The sequence below is a fragment of the Streptomyces sp. NBC_01235 genome (assembly GCF_035989285.1).
In the GTDB taxonomy this organism is placed as follows: domain Bacteria; phylum Actinomycetota; class Actinomycetes; order Streptomycetales; family Streptomycetaceae; genus Streptomyces.
The window spans coordinates 1719199-1740293 of sequence record NZ_CP108513.1; the positions used below are offsets into that span (position 1 = coordinate 1719199).

Sequence of the window (21095 nt, forward strand, 5' to 3'; positions counted from 1 at the left end):
ATAGCCCTTACAGCAACGTTCGAAATTTCGGTCCACTTTCGGATCGCCGACCTTCACGGATATTAGAGAGACTCCGGGGCGTGTCAACACCATTCGGCAGGTCGATTGTTCCACTCTCATCCCGTCGGCCACCGGCAGTGATGACCGCGGCCGGCTTCACCGATTGACGAGCGTGGGTGGCATCGAAATATTTCGGCGCTGTCACCGAATCATGCGAGACATATTGACGGGAGCTGTCGGCCTCGTATCATCCAGGGTGCTCGATGAGTCGATTGACGTTCGCAATACCGAACCTCGCGGGACCAATCCGCCCACACAGCGCTCCCTCGCAGAGAGATCGACACATGGATATGTCATGCTCTGATCAACCTCTGGGCCGGCGCCGGGTGCTGGCCACCGCCACCGGCCTGGTCACCGGTGCCCTGCTTCCGCCCACCCCCGCCCGCGCGGCCGCCGCGGCGTTCACGAACCCGGTGATCTGGCAGGACTTCGCGGACATCGACGTCATCCGCGTCGGCGCCACCTACTACGCCTCGGCGTCGACCATGCACTACTCGCCCGGGGCACCCGTCCTGCGGTCGTACGACCTGACGAACTGGGAGATCGCCGGCCACTCGGTGCCCGTGCTCGACTTCGGCACCAAGTACGACCTGAACGGCGCCCGTGGCTACGTCCGGGGCATCTGGGCGTCGTCGCTGGCCTACCGGCCGAGCAACAGGACCTTCTACTGGCTCGGCCAGATCGACTTCACCAGGACCTACATCTACACCGCAACCGCCGTCGAGGGTCCGTGGAGCCGGCTCACCACGATCAGCACGCCCTACTACGACGCGGGACTGCTCGTCGACACCGACGACACCCTGTACGTGGCCTACGGCAACACCACCATCAGCGTGGCCCAGCTCTCGCCCGACGGTCGCAGCCAGGTCCGCACGCAGCAGGTCTTCACCACACCGTCGAGCGTCGGCACCCTCGAGGGCTCCCGCTTCTACAAGATCAACGGGCAGTACTACATCTTCCTGACCCGGCCCGCCAACGGCCAGTACATCCTGAAGTCGTCGAGCGGCCCCTTCGGTCCGTACACGATGCGGCAGGTCCTGCTGGACCTGCGCGGGCCGATCCCCGGCGGTGGCGTCCCGCACCAGGGCGGGCTGGTGCAGACGCAGAGCGGCGACTGGTACTACCTGGCCTTCGTGGACGCGTACCCCGGCGGCCGGGTACCTGCCCTGGCGCCGGTCACCTGGACCTCGGACGGCTGGCCCGTCGTGCAACTCGTGAACGGCGCCTGGGGCACCTCGTACCCCAGCCCGATCGTGCCCACTCCACCCCGCCAGGTCACCCCCATGGTCGGTGTCGACACCTTCGACGGCACGACCCTGAAACCGAAGTGGGAGTGGAACCACAACCCGGACAACACCAAGTGGTCGGTCGGCAACGGACTGACTCTGCGGACCGCGACCGTCACCAACGACCTGTACTGGGCCCGCAACACGCTCACCCACCGCATCCAGGGCCCCACCTCGACCGCCACGGTCGAGCTCGACTTCTCGGCGATGCGGGACGGCGACCGGGCCGGACTCGCGCTGCTGCGTGACTCCTCCGCCTGGATCGGCGTCAAGCGCGACGGCGGCGTGACACGGGTGGTGATGGTCAACGGGCTGACCATGGACGGCAACTGGAACACCACCGGCACGGGCACGGAGGCCGCGAGCGCGATCGCGTCCGGCAGCCGCGTCTGGCTGCGCGCGGGCGCGGACATCCGCCCCGGCGCGGCACGCCCCGGAACCTTCTCCTACAGCACCGACGGCATCGACTTCATCCGCCTCGGCCCCTCCTTCTCCATGGGCAACGACTGGCGGTTCTTCATGGGCTACCGATTCGCCCTCTTCAACCACGCCACCCAGGCACTCGGCGGCGCGGTCCGCTTCCCGCGGTTCGAGCTGTCCACGCCCTGACCCGATCCCACCGACCGCACCAACCCAACCCCCCGCCAACCGTACGAGGAGAACCATGAACCCGCTGAAACGGCTCGGCCGTCGCCGAGCCTCGGTGTTATCCCTGCTTGCTCTGGCCACCCTGGTCACTCCGGGGGCCGCGACCGCCGCACCCGACGCCGTCCGGGCCTCCACGCTCGGCGCACAAGCCGCCCAGTCCGGAAGGTACTTCGGGACCGCGGTGGCCGCCGGAAAGCTCGGCGACGGCACATACAGCGCGATCCTGGACCGCGAGTTCAACTCGGTCACACCCGAGAACGAGATGAAGTGGGACACGACCGAGCGGTCTCGGGGCTCGTTCAACTTCGGCCCCGCCGACCAGATCGTCAACCGCGCGACGGCCCGCGGTCAGCGCGTGCGCGGCCACACGTTGGTATGGCACTCCCAACTGCCCAGCTGGGTCAGCTCCATCACGGACGCGAACACGCTGCGCAGCGTGATGAACAACCACATCACCACGGTGGCGAACCACTACAGGGGCCGGATCCACTCCTGGGACGTGGTCAACGAGGCGTTCGCCGACGGCGGCAGCGGCCAGCACCGCCCCTCGGTGTTCCAGAACCTGCTCGGCGACGGGTTCATCGAGCAGGCCTTCCGCACCGCGCGGTCGGCCGACCCGGCGGCCAAGCTCTGCTACAACGACTACAACATCGAGGACTGGAACGCCGCGAAGACCCAGGGCGTCTACCGCATGGTGCGCGACTTCAAGGCGCGTGGGGTGCCCATCGACTGCGTCGGCTTCCAGGCCCACTTCGGCACCGGTGGCCCGCCGTCGAGCTTCCAGACCACGCTGGCGAACTTCGCCGCCCTCGGCGTCGATGTCCAGATCACCGAACTGGACATCGCCCAGGCGCCGGCGACGGCCTACGCGAACACGGTGAGGGCCTGCATGAACGTGGCCCGCTGCACCGGCATCACCGTCTGGGGCATCCGCGACAGCGACTCCTGGCGCAGCGGGGAGAACCCCCTGCTGTTCGACCGCAACGGCAACAAGAAACCGGCCTACCAGTCAACGCTCACCTCGATGGGCGGCACGGCTGCGACGAAGCGGGCCGACGCCCGTTCGCCCCGGTCCGCCGCCGCGCTGCCCTCCCGCTTCTCCTGGAGCTCCAGCGGCGCCCTGATCGCGCCGAAACCGGATTCGACCCACAACATCGCGGGGATCAAGGACCCGACGGTCGTCTACTACAACGGCAAGTACCACGTGTTCGCGAGCACCGCGAACTCCGCCGGGTACAACCTCGTGTACCTGAACTTCTCCGACTGGTCGCAGGCGGGCTCGGCCACGCACTACTACCTGGACCGCACCGCCATCGGCGCCGGGTACCGGGCCGCGCCCCAGGTCTTCTACAACGCGCCGCAGCGCCTGTGGTACCTCGTCTACCAGACGGGCAACGCCTCGTACTCCACGAACCCCGACATCAGCAATCCGAACGGGTGGAGCGCACCGCGCAACTTCTACTCGTCGATGCCGGACATCATCAGGCAGAACATCGGCAGCGGCTACTGGGTCGACATGTGGGTGATCTGCGACAGTGCCAACTGCTACCTGTTCTCCTCCGACGACAACGGGCACCTCTACCGTTCCCAGACGACCGTCGGCCAGTTCCCGAACGGCTTCACCAACACCGTCATCGCGGCCCAGGACTCCAACAAGTACGCCCTGTTCGAAGCGAGCAACGTGTACAAGGTGCAGGGCAGTAACCAGTACCTGTTGCTCGTCGAGGCCATCGGCTCGGACGGCCGGCGCTACTTCCGCTCCTGGACGACGAGCAGCCTCGCCGGATCGTGGACACCGCTGGCCGCGTCCGAGAGCAACCCGTTCGCCAAGTCGAGCAACGTGACCTTCCCCGCCGGTACCTGGACCCGGGACATCAGTCACGGCGAGATGATCCGCGCGGGCTACGACCAGACCCTCACGATCCCGGCCTGCAAGCTGCAGTACCTGTACCAGGGCAAGGACCCCAACGCCGGCGGCGACTACAACAACCTGCCGTGGCGACTGGGCCTGCTCACCCAGACCAACTCGACCTGCTGACCAGTTGACGACGTGGGCCCCGCAGCTCGTGCGGGGCCCACGTCCCGGACCGGTCGGCGGGCCGTGAACGTCCACAGCAGGTCAGTGCCGCCGCCCTGGATCCGGGCGTTCCACCACGCCGGCGTCTCGGCCACGGGGTCCATCCCACCGCGCCGCGGCAGCAAGGGGCTTCCCCTCGGGTGCTCCCTCATGCCGGACGACTTGGCACCCGGCGCGTGTGCGGTCTGCGCACGAACGCTGGGACTGGAGGTCCAAGGCTGCTGCGCCGCAGCCAAGATCCGGACCAGTCGCGGGCCAAGGCACCGCGCAGAACCTCCGGTGTACGCCATCTGCACAGGTCAGCAGGCGTCACATCGGTGTACCGCCAGCAGCCGAAGAACCTGCTGGTCTCGTACTGGCCGAAGAAGCTCGGCTTCTTCCCGCAGCACCGGCGGGCACCTGTATGCGGGGCAGGTGCCCTTCTCGGCGCCGGACGCCATGAGGCCGCTCTATATCGCGCAAGCCCGGACGAACGCGTCGGCCAGTTCGGCGGGGCGGGTGAAGAGGGCTTCGTGGCTGCCGGGGGTCTCGATCATCAGCGGGTTCTTCAGGCGCTGGGGGAAGCGCTCGGCCCAGTGCCACTCGCCGGGGAGGGAGAGGTCCTCCTCGGACAGGACGTACGCGGTCGGGATGTCCAGCGCGTAGAACTCACTCGTGTCCGGCTTCTCCGTGAAAGTGCCGAGCGGCTGGGGCACGAGAAGGGAGTGGACGATTCGCTGTGTCTCCTCGTCGGCGTCCTGCATGAACGCCTGCTGGAACACCTCGAACGGGAAGGTCACTCCGTTGTTGCCGGAAGCAGCCGCCACGGCGCGGAACATCTCGCCGTAGTGCGGCGGGCACGCGTCGATCAGCGACTCGCCGTCGCCCGGCACGAACGCGCTCCAGAAGACCAGCCGCCGCAGCCGGGAGGCCAGCCGGGGCGCCGCGCCCACCAGCACGTAGCCGCCCCAGCTGTGGCCGACCAGCGTGATGTCCGTCAGACCGGCGCGTTCGACGTACTCCACGAGGCTGTTCACACAGTCGGTCAGGGTCACGTCGCGCGGGTCGTCGCCCTCGCCCAGTCCGGCCAGCGTGGGGGTGTGCACCTCGTGCCCGGCGGCCCTCAGCTCGTTCGCGACGGGGCGCCAGGCCCATCCTCCGTGGCAGGCGCCCGTCACCAGGACGAAGGTCTCGCTCATGCCGATCTCCTTTGATCGTTTGACAACCACTCGGTCACAGCCAGCGCGGGAGCTTCGGCAGCTCGCCGCGCAGTTCTTCGGTGCCGCCCCGGCCGGTGAGCCAGGCGGCGAGGGCGTACGGAGGTCCGGAGACCGTGCCGCCGCTCGGGGAAGGCGTTCCGAGTACGACGGTGCCGTGGCCGTCCGCCGTCAACTCGGCCCCGGTGTCCGGCGCCACGCGGGCCGACATCCACCCGGCCACGTCGCGTACGAGGGCCCAGGCCAGGTCGGGCGGCAGCGCGTTCATGCCGACGCCCACCCGCAGGTCGACCAGGTGGATCCACACCTCGCGGGCCCGTAGCCACGGCACTTCGGACGCCGGGATCTCGCGGCCCTGCCCGCTGGTGACCGTGGCGGACCAGGCGTCGTCCGTCAGCGCCTCGGCCGCCTTGGCGAACCGGGCGGCGGATTCCCGTATGTCCGCCTGCTGTTCGGCGAGCGGCCGGCCGGCGCCCGCCTCGATGTCCGTGGCGCGCTGGTCCGGCGAGGTGTACATCGGGGTCGGGATGCCCGTCCGGGCCCAGGTCAGGAGGTTGACCAGGGCGTCCGCGTTGCGGGCGAGGTGGGTGAGCAGGTGGCCGCGGGTCCAGCCGGGCAGGGCGGACGGTTCGGCCACCGACGTCGGGGGCAGCGCGTCGATCGCTTGTTGCAGTCGGTGTTGCCCGTCCTCGACCCAGCCGAGGACCTTCACGGCTTGTCCTCGACGACGGTGTTCACGCACTCCCCGAGCCCCTCGATCACGGTCCGTACGACCTGTCCTGGCTTCAGGAACACCTTGGGGTCGCGGGCCGCGCCGACCCCGCCGGGCGTACCGGTGAGAACGAGGTCGCCCGGCTCCAGCGTCGTGAACGTGCTGAGGTACGCGGCGATGTCCGCCGGGGTGAAGAGCAGGTCGGACGTGCGTGAGCGCTGCATGACCTCGCCGTCCACCTCGAGGCGGATCTCCAGGTCGGCCGCGTCGTCGACCTCGTCGCCGGTGACCAGCCAGGGCCCGGCCGGGGTGCTGGCCTCCCACGCCTTGCCCTGCAACCACTGCGGGGTACGCCACTGCCAGTCCCGCATGGAGATGTCGTTGACGACGGTGTAGCCGGCGATCGCGGCCGCCGCCTCCTCCTTGGTGGCCCGGCGGCGCAGCCGGGAGCCGATGACGAAGCCGAGCTCGGCCTCCCAGTCCAGCTCCTCCGTCTCGCCCGGGTGGACGATGTCGTCGCGGGCGCCGAGCAGGACGTTGGCGAACTTGCCGAAGAGGGCGGGGTACGAGGGCATCTCGCGGCCCATCTCCGCGATGTGGGTGCGGTAGTTGTGGCCCACGCAGAAGATCTTGGCGGGGGTCGTGACGACCGGGGCGAGGTCGAGAGCCGCCACGTCGTGCGTCGGCCCCTCGGCGGCAGCCGCGTACGTACGCCAGTCGGGGCGGCGCAGCAGGGCGGCGACGTCGGGCGTGCCGGTCTCCACGACACGGTCGCCGTCGAGGCGGACGGCCGCCGTGCCGTCGGCGGTGCGGATGGTGGCGAGCTTCATGCGGACGTGCTCCCGGTCGTTTCGGTGCGGGCGAGGTTCAGCGCCTCGTAGAGGGGCGCGTCGTTGAAGGTGAACAGGTCGAGTGGGGTGTGCGCGGCAACGGTCAGGGCGCACCAGGAGGGGACGGCGATCAGGTCGCCGGCGGACACCTCGACCACGCGGTCCTCGAGGGTGACGGTGCCGCTGCCCCGGAACACCTGCCAGACCGAGGAGCCCACGGTGCGACGGGTGGCCGTCGTGGTGCCGGGGCGCAGGCGGTGCATCTCGGTGCGCAGGCTGGCCAGGGCGTCGCGGCCGGTGGCGGGGTTGGTGAAGCGGATGCCCGCGTGGCCGGGCTCGATGACGCCGGGGTGCCCCTCGTCCGCCAGCTCCAGCTGGGCGGTGAGGGCGTCGTCGGTGTCGGCCCAACGGTAGGCCATCAGGGGGGAGTTGGCGCTGTCCGGAGCCCCGATCGGGCGCAGCCCCGGGTGGCCCCACAGCCGCTCGTTGCGGGACCGGATCGGGGTCGACCGGTCCGACACCCCGTCCTCGCCGAACTCGAAGAATCCGGCGTCCAGGCGATGGACGAGCGGGATGTCCAGGCCGTCCAGCCAGACCATCGGCGCGTCGCCGACGTGGTGGTGGCCGTGCCAGTGCATCGACGGGGTGAGCAGCAGGTCGCCGGGGCGCATCTCGACGGCGTCTCCGTTGACGACCGTCCACACGCCCTCGCCCTCCAGGATGAACCGGAAGGCGCCCTGCGAGTGCCGGTGTGCGGGGGCGACCTCGCGCGGGCCCAGGTACTGAACCGCCGCCCACAGGTTGGGAGTCGCGTACGGCCGTCCGGGCAGGCCGGGGTTGGCGAGCGCGATCGCGCGGCGCTCACCGCCCCGCCCGACCGGCACCAGGTCTCCGGACCGGCGGGCGAGCGGCAGCAGGGTGTCCCACTGCCAGACGTGCGGCACGGCCTCGGGCTGCGGGGTGAGCGGCATGAGGTTGCCGATCTCGGTCCACAGGGGGATGAGCCCTGCCTCCGCGAACCCGTCGTACAGCTTGCGGAGTTCGGGGTCCGTCTCCTCCGGGGCTATGACGGTGTCACTGGTCATGGGGGGTTCCTTCGGCGTCGAGCCGGCGCGTGATGTCGGCGCGCAGCGCTTTCTTGTCGATCTTTCCGACCTTGGTGGCGGCGAGTTCGGGGACCGTCACCAGCCGGTCCGGGAACTTGAAGCGGGCGATCCCGGCGTGCTCCATGACGTGGTGGACGTCGTCGAGGGTGACCGTGTGCCCCGCTTCCGGTACGACGTAGAGGCAGACCCGCTCGCCGAGTTGGGCGTCGGGCATCGCCACGGCGGCGGCTCGGGCGACGCCGTGGGCCTGGTAGGCGAAGTTCTCGATCTCCTCGGCGGAGATGTTCTCCCCGCCCCGGATGATCATGTCCTTGTCGCGGCCCTCGACGACGAGGTTGCCGTCGGGCAGCAGCCGCACGATGTCGCCGGTGCGGTACCAGCCGTCCTCGGTGAAGGCGCGGGCGTTCTGTTCCTCGGCGCGGTAGTAGCCGCACGGGGTGTACGGGCCGCGGGTGAGCAGTACGCCGGGTGTCCCTTCGGGGACCGGGTTGCCGAGGTCGTCGACGACGAGGAGTTCGTCGTCCTCGCACATGGGGCGCCCCTGCGTCGTACAGATGACGTCTTCGGAGTCGTCCAGGCGGGTGTAGTTGAGCAGTCCCTCGGCCATGCCGAACACCTGCTGGAGCGTGCAGCCCAGCTCGGGGCGGACGCGGCGGGCGACGTGGTCGGCGAGCCGGGAGCCGCCGACCTGGAGGACGCGCAGCGAGCTCAGGTCGGTCCCCGGGTGTTCCCGGTGGTGGTCCAGCCAGCGCTGGGCGACGGCCGGGACCAGGGCGGAAGCGGTGACGCCCTCGCGCTCGACGATCGGGAACGCCTTCTCCGGGTTGGGCGATCCCAGCACCACCCGGCCGCCGTTCACCAGCACGCCGAGCAGGCCCGGGCAGGCGAGCGGGAAGTTGTGGCCGAGCGGGAGAGCGGCGAAGTAGACCGTGTCCGGGCCGAATCCGCAGACTTCGGCGCTGCGGCGGGCGTTGTAGACGTAGTCGTCGTGTGTGCGGGCGATGAGCTTGGGCAGCCCGGTGGTGCCGCCGGAGAGCAGGAAGACGGCGATCGAGCGGCTGTCGGGCCGGTACGCGTCCACTGCGGCCCGGTCCGCCGGCGTGCCGGGCGCGGCGCACAACTCCCGCAGGTCCACGGCGTCGTCGCCGACCTTGTCGCCAAGTACGAGGACATGCTGGAGGGTTGGGGAGGCGTCGGCGACCTCGAACGCCATCGCCTGGTGGTCGTGGCCCTTGAGGAGGTCAGGCACCGCGATGGCCACGGCCTCGCTGTGCTCGACCAGGTAACCGATCTCGTGTCGCCGGTGCCCGGGCAGTGCCATCACCGGGATGACGCCGAGGCGCAGACAGGCGTAGGTCAGGATCACGAACTCGGCGGTGTTGGGCAGCTGCACCACGAGCCGGTCGTCCGGGCGGAGCCCGAGCGCGGCCAGGCGCAGGGCCACGGCGTCCGCACGCTCGGCGAGTTGACGGTACGTCAGCCGCCGGTCGCCGTCGACGAGGGCGACCACGTCGGGAGTGGCGTCGGCGGCGGCGTGGAGCCGGTCGCCGATGGCGTGGCCCTCCCAGTAGCCCTTCGCGGTGTAGCGCTCGGCGTACTCCGCGGGCCAGGGGACAGCACCGTTGCTGCTCGGCCTTGGCATGGTCGTTCTCCTCAGGTGCGGTCGGCCGTGTGCACGATCACGGCGTCCAGGGCGATCAGCCCGTCGGCGGTGAGCCGCAGGGGGTTGATCTCGATCTCGGCGGTGTCCGGACTCGCGGCCAGGGCGGCGGCGAGTGCCGAAACGACCCGCCCGAACTCGGCTCGGTCGAGCACCGGTCCGCCGCGCCAGCCGTCGAGCAGGGCGCGGGCGGCCAGGTCGTCGGGCATCCCGGCGGCCTCGGCCGCGGAGAGCGGGGCGAGCCGGATCGCCACGTCCGCGAGGGCCTCGGCGGCCGTGCCGCCCAGCCCGGCGAGGACGACCGGCCCGAACACGGGGTCCCGTCGCGCACCGAGCACGAGGTCGACACCGGCCGGGGCCATCGCCTCGACCAGGTAACGGCGGTCGGGGCCGATGGCGTCCAGCGCCGCGTCGAGCTCGTCGGGGGTGCGCACGCCCAGGTGGACTCCGCCGATCTCCGTCTTGTGGAGAATCGCGGCGTCGAGCACCTTGACCGCGACGGGCCCGCCCTGCAGACGCAGGGCGTAGTGGGCGTCGGAGCGGGTGTCGCAGGCGACACGGCCCGGGGTGCGGATGCCGAGCGAGGCGAGGAACGTCTTGGCGGCGTCCTCGTCCAGCGGGCCGGACGGCACGGAGGCGGCCGTCTCCGGCAGAGACCCGTCTGTGCGCACCGCCCGCTGTCGCGCATGCGTCACCAGCGCCCGTACGGCATTGGCGGCCGAAGCCGGTCCGGTCAGCGCCGGAATCCCCGCCTTGTGCAGCCGCGCCCGCTGTTCGGCGACGTCCTCGGGCAGGCCTCCGACGACCACCACGGCCGGGGAGTCCGCCCCGAGGCCGGCGTCCTGCGCGGCCGAGGCGAGGTCGACGCTGTCGGGTTCGGTGAGGGCGTAGACGGCGAGCAGGTCCACCTCGGGATCCGTGGCCGTCGTGTCCAGCACGCGGGCGAAGGTCTCGGGGGGCCGGCCGGTGTCGACCGGGTTGCGCTGGTAGGTGAGCGGGGGAAGCAGCTCGCTCAGCGTGCGCTGCGTGGCGTCGGCCAGCTCCGGCATCCGGATGCCGTCGGCACCCGCCCGGTCCGCCAGCAGCAGCCCCGGTCCGGCCTGGGCGGTCACGATGGCGAGCCCCGGGTCCGCGTCGGGGCGCAGCTGGATGCGGGAGAGAGCGGTGAGTGCGTCCACCATCTCCCGTTCGTCGTCGACGACCACTGCCCCGGCCTGCCGCAGCACGGCGCGTGTCGTACGCCAGGAGGTGGCGAGCGCACCGGTGTGCGACCGGGCGAAGTCACCGACGTCGCTGCGGCCGACGACCAGTGCGACGACCGGCTTGACGGCGGCCACCCGGCGTACGGCCTCGACCAGCCGCGGCCCGTCCGGCACCGTCTCCAGATGCAGTGCGACGGCCGTCGTACGGCCGTCTCCGGCGAGGTGGGCCAGGACGTCCGCGGCGGTGACGTCGAGGCCTGCCCCGATGCCGACGCCGAGGCTGATGCCGTTCCCGGCGGTGACCAGGTCGAAGGAGAGCGCGTGGTTGACGCCGCCGCTGGCCGCGACCACCGCGATGTCCCCGGCGGGAAGCTGTCCGGCGGCGGGCACGAAGCTGGCCGTCAGTGCGAGGTGGGGGGCGAAGAAGCCGGAGGTGTTGGGGCCGAGCAGCCGGATCCCCGTCTCCCGGGCGACGCGGAGCAGTGCCTCCGCGTACTCCTCGCCCTCCGGGCCCGCCTCGCCGAAACCGCCCGCGCAGACCAGCGCGGCACGGCAGCCCGCGGCGGCCGCCTCGGCCAGCGCCTGGGCGGAGCCGGCCGCCGGTACGCAGAGCACGGCCAGGTCGAGCCGTCCGGCGGTGTGTGCGGCGGCTTCGGCGACCGAGGCGTACACGCCCTCGTCGGGTTCCGGGCGGCGTGCGTTGACCAGGGCGCGGGCGCCGGGGAAGGTCGCCAGCGAGCGGGCCATGGCGGCGCCCAGCTTGCCGCTCTGCCGTGAGGCGCCGATCACGACCACGCCCTCGGGCGCGAACATCGGCGTCAGGTCGGTGCTCATGCCTGCTCCCCCGCCACCAGGTCGGCGCGCCCGGACAGCAGCAGCGTTTCAGCGCGGTCGTCGTCCATTCCGTCCTCCACGATCAGCGCGGGTACGCCGTGTACCAGCTGGGCCTGTTCGGCGATCAGCGACCGGGTGAGCGGGGTGCCGCCCTGGACGGCGACCAGGTCCGGGGGCGTGTCACCACTCAGGGCGTCGGCCAACTCGTCGTAGATCTCGGGCAGTTGGGACTCACCGTCTGGTGCGGTGAGCGTCAAGCAGCCCTCGGAGCGCACCGCCGCGAGGTCGGCCGCGGTCAGGCGCCGGCCGCCGAACTCCCTGAACGGTGTGTCCAGGGGATCGAGCCCCTCGTGCACCGCCCGCCATTCCCCTACGACCTGTTCGACGAAGTCCGGGTCGCGGCGCGCGATCCGTTCCTTGCCGATGCTGCGGGAGATGAAGTGGAAGGCGAACTGCGTCGGTTCGAAGGCGTCGTGGTAGCGCCCGAAGTGCTCCCACCAGGACAGGCTCGGCCGGGCGGAGTCCTGGATCTTCTCCACCGAGGGCCGCCGGACCGCCTCGTACGCCGACAGGGCGGTCGGCAGGTCGTCGCGGTGGGCGAGGAGGCTGTCGGCGAGGGCGACGGCGTCCTCCATGGCCATCTTGGTGCCGGAGCCGACGGAGAAGTGCGCGGTGTGCGCGGAGTCGCCGAGCAGGACGACGTTTCCGCTGTGCCAGCGCTGGGCGCGGCGGGTGCGGAAGTTGCCCCAGCGGGAGTTGTTGACCAGCAGTTCGTGGCCGTCGATCTGCTCGGCGAAGAGCTTCTCCAGGTACGCCTTGGTCTTCTCGTCGCTCGGGCCCGGCGGCTGCGCGGTGTCGAACTCGTCGAGCCCGGCCCGCCGCCAGGACTCCTCGTCGGTCTCGACGATGAAGGTGCTGACGCTGTCGCTGATCGGGTAGCCGTGCACGGCGAAGGTGCCGTGCGGGCCGTGTTCGTGGACGAAGGTCAGGCCGTCGAAGAGGTAGTCCGTGCCGAACCAGATGAACTTGGCGGTCGCGACCTCCACCTCCGGCACGAGCACGTCGGCGAGCCGGTCACGAAGCCGGGAGTTCGCCCCGTCGGCGGCCACGACCAGGTCGTAGTCGGCCAACTCGGCGGGATCCGCGGGGATTTCGTGGCTGAACCGGAGCTCGACCCCGACCTCCTCGGCCCGCTCGTGCAGTAGCTGGAGCAGGGTCTTGCGGGTGATGGCGGCCATGCCGTTGCCGCCGCAGCGGATCCGCCGGCCCTTCAGCCGCACCTCGATGTCGTCCCAGTGCCGGCCGTGTTCCGCGAGCGCGGTGCGCAGGACCGGATCCGCCTCGTGGATGACGGCCAGCGTCGCGTCCGAGAACACCACGCCGAAGCCGAAGGTGTCCTCCGCGCGGTTCCGCTCGAAGACCGTCACCTCGACCGACGGATCGGCCTGCTTGATGAGCGCCGCGAAGAACAGCCCACCGGGGCCGCCTCCTACACAAGCGATCCGAGAAACCATGGCTTCCGCCTCCACGTCGAGTACAAGCCCAGACTCAGGCCCGGACGCAGCTTGTGTCAATGGATACACGGGCGTCAATAATTTGTTGCGCATTCGTCGAGCAGGTTACCCAGTATTGGTACGGGTTCTCGGCACCATCAGGATCATCCTCACGACGGCCGTCCGTGTGACATAGTCGGTTCCGTGAAGCCTCGATCGATCGTCTTCGACCTGTTCGGCGACTATGTCCGCTACCGCGGCGGCGCCGCCCGGATGCGCACCCTCAGCACACTGATGGGCTGCTTCGGTGTCGGTGAGAGCACGGTGCGGGTGGTCCTCGCGCGCCTGCGCAAGGAGGGCTGGTTCGACGTCCGGCGCGAGGGCCGGGAGACGCTCTACGCGCTCAACAAGCGCAGTCTCCAGCTCCTGGACGAGGGCCGCTCACGCATCTTCGACCGGGCGCCGTCCGACTGGGACCGGCACTGGTACATGGTCATCTACTCGGTCCCCGAGACCGAGCGTGGCGTACGCGACCGCATCCGCAAGGAGCTGGCCTGGCTGGGCTTCGGCCCCCTGGCCCCCTCCACGTACGTCTCCCCGCACGACCGGCTCCAGCAGGTCCGGGAGAAGTTCGCGGACGAGCCGGCCATCCGTCTGGACACCCTGCGCTGCCAGTCGGGCGGGTTGCCCGTCGACCGCGAGATGGCCGCGCGCAGCTGGGATCTCACCGCCCTCAACGAGGACTACCGGGAGCTGCTGCGCACCTACCGCAGCCGGATGCCGTCGTACCGGGCCGGGCACCTCAGCCCCGAGGAGGCGCTGGTCGAGCGCATGCGGCTGACGTACGACTACCGCAAGTTCCCCTTCCGCGACCCGGACCTGCCGACCGAACTCCTCCCGGCGGGCTGGGTGGGCCACGAGGCGCACGAGATGTTCCTGGAGGCCCACGAGATCCTCGGCCCGTCGGCCGAGACCCACTACGACGAGGTGGCAGGCCCGCGTTCCGTCGAGTAGGGCTCTACGCCAGGTACCCCAGCTCGTGCGAGGCCGCGACCACGGTGTCGTGCAGCTCGCGGGTCACCTCGGCGAGGTGGTCCGGTGTGCCGAGGCTCTCGGGCAGGACGACGGAGACGGCGAGCGGCAGCGGGTCGTTCACCGCGAAGACGGGCGCGGCGACCGAGATGATGCCCGGGATCACGCCGCTGTGCGTCACGACGTGTCCTTCTTCGCGGATCCGCGCCCGGGTCGCCGCGAGGCGCTCGCTCGTCCACTCCGCCTCCTTGCCGCGGAGCTCTCCGCCCAGCACCTCGCCCGTGAGGCTCTCGGGCAGATACGCGAGGAAGACCTGGCCCACGGATGATGTGAGCAGGGGAAGCGTGGCGCCGACCCGCACCGTCAGGGGCAGAGGGCGCGTGCCGTATGCCCAGCTCACCACGATCGGGCCCCGGTCCCCCCACACCGCGAGGTTCACGGAGTGGCCCGTGCGGTCCCGCAGCTGCATCGCGTGGCCGCCCGCCACCGCGACCTCGTTGGTGCGGCGCAGCGACTCGGCGCCCAGGCGGCGCATCGCGGCGCCGAAGTCGTAGAGGCCCGAGGCGGGATCCTGCGAGGTCAGGCCGATGCGGCCGAGGCTGACGAGGTAGCGGTGCGCCTTGCTGGGCTGCATGCCGCTCGCCTGCGCGATCGCCGACAGGCTCAGCGCGCCGCCGCCGCTCTCCAGCGCCAGCAGGACCCGCATCGCCATCTCGACGGACTGGATGCCCTGACGCTCCCCGTTCTCCCTGGGGTCGGTCGTGGTCACAGCGCAGCACTCCCCTGCAGGTGGACGAAGGTATGCAGCCTATCGACGCGACGAGCGCCGACCTCCGATCACCAACAGATCTTACATTCACTATTGCGGAACGCATTACGTTCTGGTGAACTGCAGGAGCGGTGGCAGTCACCTCCCCCCGACTGCCCCGCCCCGCCGGCGGCCCGTTTCGCAGCCGCCCGGAGCCGCTCGTTCTTCGGCGCACACACCCGCGCGTCTCATCCGCCCCGGCCACTCACACCGAGCCGGGCGCCGCCGCACCCCCGCACATGCGACCTCGACCGCAGACGCGTACGAGATCCCCCGAGGAGAACTCCGCAATGAAGCTGATAGGCCTCGAAGAGCACTTCGTGACCCCCGACCTGGTGGGCCACGGCGCGTCGACCGCGTCCATCGCCCAGCCCCAGGCGTGGGCCGAGGCGTCCCGCCGACTCCTCGACCTCACCGAGGAACGCCTCGACGACATGGACGCCTCCGGCCTGGACATGCAGGTGCTGTCGCTCAACTCCCCCGGCCTCCAGGCGGAGAAGGACCCGGCCGCCGCCGTACGCCAGGCGATCACGGTCAACGACTTCCTCACCGGCGTCATCGCCGAGCACCCCGACCGCTTCTCCGGCTTCGCCGCCCTGCCCCTCCAGGACCCCAGGGCCGCGGCCGACGAACTGGAGCGCGCAGTCACCCAGCTCGGCCTGCGCGGCGCCCTGGTCAACGCGCACACCCACGGCAGGTACCTGGACGACCCCGCCCTGCGCGTCGTATGGGAGCGCGCCGAACACCTCGACGTGCCGCTCTACCTGCATCCGGCCAACGGCGTCGACACCGCGCATGTGCTGTCCGGGCACCCCGAACTCGTCGGGCCGATGTGGAGCTGGGGCGTCGACACCGCCACCCACGTCCTGCGGCTCATCTTCGGAGGCGTCTTCGACGACTTCCCGGGCGCCAAGCTGCTGCTCGGCCACATGGGAGAGGGGCTGCCGTACGTGATGTGGCGCATGGACTCCCGCTGGGACTTCCACGCGCACCACGGCATCGAGCTCAAGCGCGGCCGGCCCTCGGAGTACATCCGGCACAACCTCTACATCACGACCAGCGGCGTCTGCTCCCCCGCCCCGCTGCTCACCGCCCTGCTGTCGATGGGCGCCGACCACATCCTGTTCGGCACCGACTACCCCTTCGAGGACATCGAGACGGCCACGAGGTTCCTGCGGGACGCCCCGATCAGCGACGCCGACCGGCTCAAGATCGGCCACCAGAACGCCGAGAAGCTGCTCGGTCTCGCCTCCGCACCCGCGTTCGCGGGTGTCTGAGCGGAAGGGCACGCACGTGTACGACGTAGCCGTCATCGGGTACGGGCCCGTGGGCATGGTCACCGCGGCGCTGCTCGGGCAGGCAGGCCACGACGTGGTCGTCCTGGAGCGCTACCCGACCCTCTACAACCTTCCGCGCGCGGCCATCTTCGACGACGAGACGATGCGGACCTTCGACCGTCTCGGCATCTCCCGCGAGCTGCTGCCCACGCTGCACGTCCAGCGCAACTACGAGTGGCGCAACGGCGCGGGCGAGCTCCTCATCGAGCACGACTTCGCCGCCGTCGGCGGCCAGGGCTGGGCGGAGTGGTACATGATGTACCAGCCCTACCTCGAGGACGCCCTCGACAGTCTCGTCCGCGGTCTCGGGAACGTCGAGATCCGCATGGACTCGCGGGTCACCGGTCTGCAGAACACTCAACACGGCGTGGACATCCACGTCGGGGGAAGCGACCAGGTCGTCTCGGCCCGGTACGTCGTGGCCTGCGACGGCGGGAACAGCTTCACCCGCGGCCGGCTCGGTGTCGGGCAGGAGGACTACGGGTTCTCCGAGCCGTGGATGGTCTGCGACTTCCGGCTGACCGGCCCCTCGGACGTCCCGAAGGCCCGCCAGGTCTGCGACCCCGAGCAGCCGGTCTCGATCATCTCGCTGGGCCCCGAGCACCACCGATTCAGCTTCATGCTCGACTCGGAGGACGCCTTCCCCGTCGAGCGGGAGCCCGACCGGGTGTGGGCGCGGGTCGCCGGCCATCTCGACCGCGGGCAGGCCGAGCTCATCCGCGTCGCCACGTACACGTTCCGCTCACTCGTCGCGGAGCGCTGGCGCAGCGGCCGGATCCTGCTCGCCGGGGACGCGGCCCACCAGATGCCGCCGTTCCTGGGGCAGGGCATGTGCTCGGGCATCCGAGACGCGCAGAACTTCGCGTTCAAACTGGACGCGGTGCTGCGGGGCGCCGATGACGCGCTCCTCGACACGTACCAGAGCGAACGCGAGCCGCATGTGCGGGCCATCATCGCCAAGGGCATCGAACTCGGCCGCGTCCAGACGATGCGGGACCCGGAGGCCGCCGCCGAGCGCGACGCCCGGCTGATCGCGCAACGCGAGGCTGACGGGCGCCCCGAGAAGATGCGCTTCCCGGGCCTCGGCCCGGGCCTGCGTGACGAGTCCCCGCGGGCAGGACACCTGATGCCGCACGGCCGGGTGGAGTCGCACGGCACGCAGGGGCTCTTCGACGAGGTCCTCGGCCGCGGCTTCGTCCTCCTCGTCGACGGCCGTACGGGCGCCTCGCTCGCCCCCGCGACCGCGGAGCTCGCCGCCAGGCTCGGCGTGGCCGTCCACCACCTCACCGACCGCCGCCTCACCACGGAGGGGCTCACCGATGTCGGCGGCGTCTACGGGCGCTGGTTCGACGAGACCGGCAGCGCCGCCGTTCTGTGGCGGCCCGACTTCTACATCCTCGGCACCACGGGAGTCCTCTCGGACGTCCCGGCACTTCTCACCACACTTGCCACAGCAGTCGAGCCGGTGCAGGCTCCTGCCACAGTCGGAGAAGGGATCCGGCCATGACCACTCAGTCCAGCCAGTCCAGCAAGTCCGCCCAGTCCACTCGGTCCGCGATACGCCCGCAGGTCCGCGGAATCTCCGCGAGCACGTTCATGCTGCTCGCCGCCTGGGTCGTCGCGTCCCTCGAGGGCTACGACCTCGCCGTGTACGGAGTCTCCGTCCCCGCGATCCTGGGCGACCCCTCGCTCGGCATCGACAAGGCCGAGGCCGGCACCATCGGCTCGCTCGTCGGCATCGGGATGCTGATCGGCGCGGCCCTCGCCGGAGCACTCGTCCACCGCACCGGCCCGCGCCGGCTCCTGCTCACCGGGACCGCCGTGTTCTCGGTCGGGATGGCGGTCTGCGCTGCTGCGGGCGGCGTCCCGTCCTTCGGCGCCGGACGCCTGGTCGTCGGCCTCGGCCTCGGCGTCGTACTGCCGACGATCAACGCCTTCGTCGCCGACCTCAGCGAGCCGGGCCGCCGCAGCCGCAACGTCGCCCTGATCATGAGCGGCTACGCGGCCGGTGCCCTGCTCTCCCCGCTGCTCGGCACCGCCCTGCTGCCCGACGTCTCGTACCGCTGGATGTACGTGATCGGCGTGCTCCCCGTGTTCCTGGCCGTACCGCTCGTGCTGCGGCTCCCGGAGAGCCCGTTCCACCTCAGCCGTACGGGCCGCACGGCCGAGGCCCGGATGGTGGAGGAGCAGCTCGGCCTCGCTCCGTCGGACGCCTCGCCGGCCTCGGACCCGGGCCGCTGGCTCGGCCTCGGCTCGCTGCTGACGGGCGGGCTCGCGGTCTCGACGGTGCTCTTCTGGGCCATGTCCTTCTGCGGACTGCTCCTCGTCTTCGGCATCAGCACCTGGCTGCCCAGCATCATGCAGGCCGCGGGCTTCTCCCTCGGCTCGGCGCTGCTGCAGACGGCGGCGATGTGGCTGGGCGTCGGCGTCGGCGCCATAGTCGGCGGCCGGGTCGCGGACGCGCTCGGTGCCAAGCGTGTGGTGGTCGTCGCGTTCCTGGTCGGCACGCTGAGCCTGGTCGCGATGAGCACCCGCCCGCCGACGCCCGTCATGTTCGTGCTCATGTTCGTCAGCGGGTTCGGGTTCATCGGTTCGCAGATCCTCGGCAACGCGTTCATCGTGACGAGGTATCCGGACGCCGTGCGGGCCAACGGCCTTGCGTGGGCCCTGTCGGTGGGACGTTTCGGCGCGATCGTGGGTCCGTCGCTGGGCGCGTTCGTCCTCACCTCGGGTGCGGGCGTCGAGTGGGCCTTCTACGCCTTCGCCGTACCGGCGCTCGCCGGGGCGTTCGCGGCGGGCGCGGTGCCCCGGGTGCGAGCGGTGGCGGCGTGACGCGGGTCGTCTACGAGTCCTGGGGCCAGAAGGTCGTCTTCGGCTCCGGGACCGCCCGGGAGGACGTGGCGGCCGAGGTCGCCGGGCTGGGCGCGAGCCGGGTCCTGGTGATCGCGGCCGACGGGGAGCGGTCCCTGGCCGAGGACATCTGCAAGGACGTCCCCGTCGTGGCGGTCTTCGGTTCCGTCCGTCCGCACGTGCCGGCCGAGGTGGCCGAGGCCGTGCGGGCGGCCGCCCGCGAGCACGACGCCGACCTGCTGCTGAGCGTCGGCGGCGGATCGACGACGGGCACCGCCAAGGCGGCGGCGCTCACCACCGGGCTGCCGGTCCTCGCCGTCCCCACGACATACGCCGGCTCCGAGGCGACCCCCGTCTGGGGCCTCACCGAGGACGGCCACAAGCGCACCGGCGTCGACCCGAAGGTGCTCCCCCGGGTCGTCGTCTACGACGCGACGCTGATGCTGTCGCTGCCGACCCGCCTGTCGGTGACGTCGGGGCTCAACGCGCTCGCCCACTGCGCCGACGCGTGGTGGGCGCCGCGGCACAACCCGATCAGCTCCGCGCTGGCCGTCGAGGGCGTGCGCTCGCTGGCGTCCGCACTGCCGCGCATCGTCGCCGACGGCCAGGACGTCGCGGCCCGCCGCGAGATCCTCTTCGGCACGTATCTGGGGGCGGTCGCCTTCGCGGGGGCCGGTTCCGGACTGCACCACAAGGTGTGCCACGTCCTCGGCGGCGCGTACGACCTCGAACACGCCGCCCTGCACTCGGTGGTCCTGCCGCACGTGGTCGGCCTCAATCTGCCGGCGGCGCCTGAAGCGGCCCGCAACCTCGGAGCGGCGCTGGACGAACCGACCGACCCCTTCGGGGCGTTGCTCGCTCTCTACGCGAGGCTCGAACCCCCTTGCTCGCTGCGTGAGTTGGGGCTAGCAGAGGAGCAACTCGACCGGGCCGCGGACCTGGTCATGGCACAGGTGCCGGACTCCAACCCACGCCGGGTGACCCGCGACGAGATCCGCGAGCTGCTGGGGCGCGCGTGGCGCGGGGACACTCCGGTGCCGGTCCCCCTTCATACGGAAGAGCCCACCGATGACTGAACAGGAGCTGACCGACAAGGTCGTCGCGAGCTTCGGTGCCGCGAAGGACGAACGGTTCCGCGAGGTCATGCAGGCGCTCGTGCGGCACGCCCACGCGTTCGTGCGGGAGACCAGGCTCACCGACGACGAGTGGGGCGCCGCGATCGAGTTCCTCACCGCCGCCGGTCACATCACGACCGACACCCGCCAGGAGTTCGTCCTCCTCTCGGACGTCCTCGGCATCTCCATGCTCACCGTGGCGGTGAGCGAACCGAGCCTCGGCGATCCGGGTCTCGCCGACTCGACGGAGTCCACGGTCCTCGGCCCGTTCTTCGTCCAGGACGCGCCCGGGATCGAGCTCGGCGGGGACATCGCGGGCGGCGCGAGCGGTGAGCCGTCGTGGGTCAGCGGCCGGGTCACGGACACCGACGGCAACCCGGTCCCCGGGGCCCGCCTCGAGGTGTGGGAGGCCGACGACGACGGCATGTACGACGTCCAGTACGACGACGGCGAACTCGCGGGGCGTGCGCACCTGTTCACCGACGCCGAGGGCCGCTACCGGTTCTGGGGGCTCACCCCCACGCCGTACCCGATCCCGGACGACGGCCCCGTCGGCCGGCTCCTCGACCTCGCCGGCCGCTCTCCGATGCGTGCACCACACCTGCACTTCATGGTGACGGCACCCGGCTTCCGGCGTCTCATCACCCACATCTTCGTCGCGGGCGACGCCATCCTGGACAGCGACTCCGTCTTCGGTGTGAAGGAGTCACTCGTCCGCCCGTTCCACCGTCACGAGGCCGGAACACCGACGCCGGACGGTCGACAGCCGGCGGGCCCGTGGACCTCGACGGCCTTCGACATCGTCCTCAGGAAGGAGTGAGCAGATCCCTCTCGTGTCGATCGGGGCAG

16 protein-coding genes are annotated in these 21095 nt (G+C 70.9%); 8 read left to right on the top strand and 8 right to left on the bottom strand.

From position 1 onward, the window contains the following. Positions 1-350 precede the first annotated feature (350 nt). Positions 351-1955, top strand: coding sequence for a glycoside hydrolase family 43 protein (locus OG289_RS07145; RefSeq protein WP_327313150.1), 1605 nt, complete (start codon positions 351-353; stop codon positions 1953-1955). Positions 1956-2010: 55 nt separating this feature from the next. Further along, positions 2011-4032, top strand: coding sequence for a non-reducing end alpha-L-arabinofuranosidase family hydrolase (locus tag OG289_RS07150; RefSeq protein ID WP_327313151.1), 2022 nt, complete (start codon positions 2011-2013; stop codon positions 4030-4032). A gap of 488 nt (positions 4033-4520) precedes the next feature. Here the strand turns inward: OG289_RS07150 and OG289_RS07155 are convergent, their stop codons facing one another. The 7 genes from OG289_RS07155 to OG289_RS07185 are packed head-to-tail and all read right to left on the bottom strand — an operon-like array spanning position 4521 to position 13125. Continuing rightward, on the bottom strand, positions 4521-5249 hold the full coding sequence (locus tag OG289_RS07155; protein WP_327313152.1) for an alpha/beta fold hydrolase: 729 nt from the start codon (positions 5247-5249) through the stop codon (positions 4521-4523). 34 nt (positions 5250-5283) lie between these two features. Continuing rightward, positions 5284-5979: a maleylpyruvate isomerase family mycothiol-dependent enzyme gene (locus OG289_RS07160; protein ID WP_327313153.1), complete on the bottom strand. Its 696-nt coding sequence runs from the start codon at positions 5977-5979 to the stop codon at positions 5284-5286. After that, positions 5976-6809 (bottom strand): fumarylacetoacetate hydrolase family protein, encoded by an 834-nt coding sequence (locus tag OG289_RS07165; RefSeq protein WP_327313154.1) that lies wholly within the window; start codon positions 6807-6809, stop codon positions 5976-5978. Before OG289_RS07165 ends, OG289_RS07160 begins: the two co-directional genes overlap by 4 nt. Next, positions 6806-7894, bottom strand: a complete 1089-nt coding sequence (locus OG289_RS07170) for a cupin domain-containing protein (protein ID WP_327313155.1) — start codon at positions 7892-7894, stop codon at positions 6806-6808. Before OG289_RS07170 ends, OG289_RS07165 begins: the two co-directional genes overlap by 4 nt. After that, entirely contained in the window at positions 7884-9557 is a 1674-nt protein-coding gene (locus OG289_RS07175) for a (2,3-dihydroxybenzoyl)adenylate synthase (protein ID WP_327313156.1), read from the bottom strand. The genes OG289_RS07170 and OG289_RS07175 overlap by 11 nt, the downstream gene beginning before the upstream one ends. An 11-nt stretch (positions 9558-9568) precedes the next feature. Beyond that, positions 9569-11611 (bottom strand): acetate--CoA ligase family protein, encoded by a 2043-nt coding sequence (locus OG289_RS07180; protein ID WP_327313157.1) that lies wholly within the window; start codon positions 11609-11611, stop codon positions 9569-9571. Then, positions 11608-13125 carry an FAD-dependent monooxygenase gene (locus OG289_RS07185; protein ID WP_327313158.1) on the bottom strand — a complete coding sequence of 506 codons (1518 nt, stop codon included), beginning with the start codon at positions 13123-13125 and terminating at the stop codon, positions 11608-11610. The genes OG289_RS07180 and OG289_RS07185 overlap by 4 nt, the downstream gene beginning before the upstream one ends. A 183-nt stretch (positions 13126-13308) precedes the next feature. Here OG289_RS07185 and OG289_RS07190 point away from each other — a divergent pair, with 183 nt between their 5' ends. Further along, positions 13309-14118, top strand: a complete 810-nt coding sequence (locus OG289_RS07190; RefSeq protein ID WP_327313159.1) for a PaaX family transcriptional regulator — start codon at positions 13309-13311, stop codon at positions 14116-14118. A 4-nt stretch (positions 14119-14122) separates the two neighbouring features. On the opposite strand, the gene OG289_RS07195 is transcribed toward OG289_RS07190, so the two are convergent. Further along, positions 14123-14905 carry an IclR family transcriptional regulator gene (locus OG289_RS07195; RefSeq protein ID WP_327313160.1) on the bottom strand — a complete coding sequence of 261 codons (783 nt, stop codon included), beginning with the start codon at positions 14903-14905 and terminating at the stop codon, positions 14123-14125. Between the two features lie 329 nt (positions 14906-15234). Here OG289_RS07195 and OG289_RS07200 point away from each other — a divergent pair, with 329 nt between their 5' ends. From OG289_RS07200 to OG289_RS07220, 5 genes are read left to right on the top strand one after another with little or no spacing between them, the layout of a single operon-like run. Beyond that, a complete protein-coding gene (locus tag OG289_RS07200) occupies positions 15235-16221 on the top strand; it encodes an amidohydrolase family protein (RefSeq protein WP_327313161.1) in 987 nt (328 codons plus the stop codon). A 16-nt stretch (positions 16222-16237) separates the two neighbouring features. Beyond that, positions 16238-17788 (top strand): bifunctional 3-(3-hydroxy-phenyl)propionate/3-hydroxycinnamic acid hydroxylase, encoded by a 1551-nt coding sequence (locus OG289_RS07205; RefSeq protein WP_327313162.1) that lies wholly within the window; start codon positions 16238-16240, stop codon positions 17786-17788. Next, entirely contained in the window at positions 17785-19113 is a 1329-nt protein-coding gene (locus tag OG289_RS07210) for an MFS transporter (protein ID WP_327313163.1), read from the top strand. The genes OG289_RS07205 and OG289_RS07210 overlap by 4 nt, the downstream gene beginning before the upstream one ends. Continuing rightward, complete coding sequence (locus tag OG289_RS07215; protein ID WP_327313164.1) at positions 19110-20207, top strand: maleylacetate reductase; 1098 nt, start codon at positions 19110-19112, stop codon at positions 20205-20207. The genes OG289_RS07210 and OG289_RS07215 overlap by 4 nt, the downstream gene beginning before the upstream one ends. After that, positions 20200-21066, top strand: a complete 867-nt coding sequence (locus OG289_RS07220; protein WP_327313165.1) for a dioxygenase family protein — start codon at positions 20200-20202, stop codon at positions 21064-21066. Before OG289_RS07215 ends, OG289_RS07220 begins: the two co-directional genes overlap by 8 nt. Positions 21067-21095 lie beyond the last annotated feature (29 nt).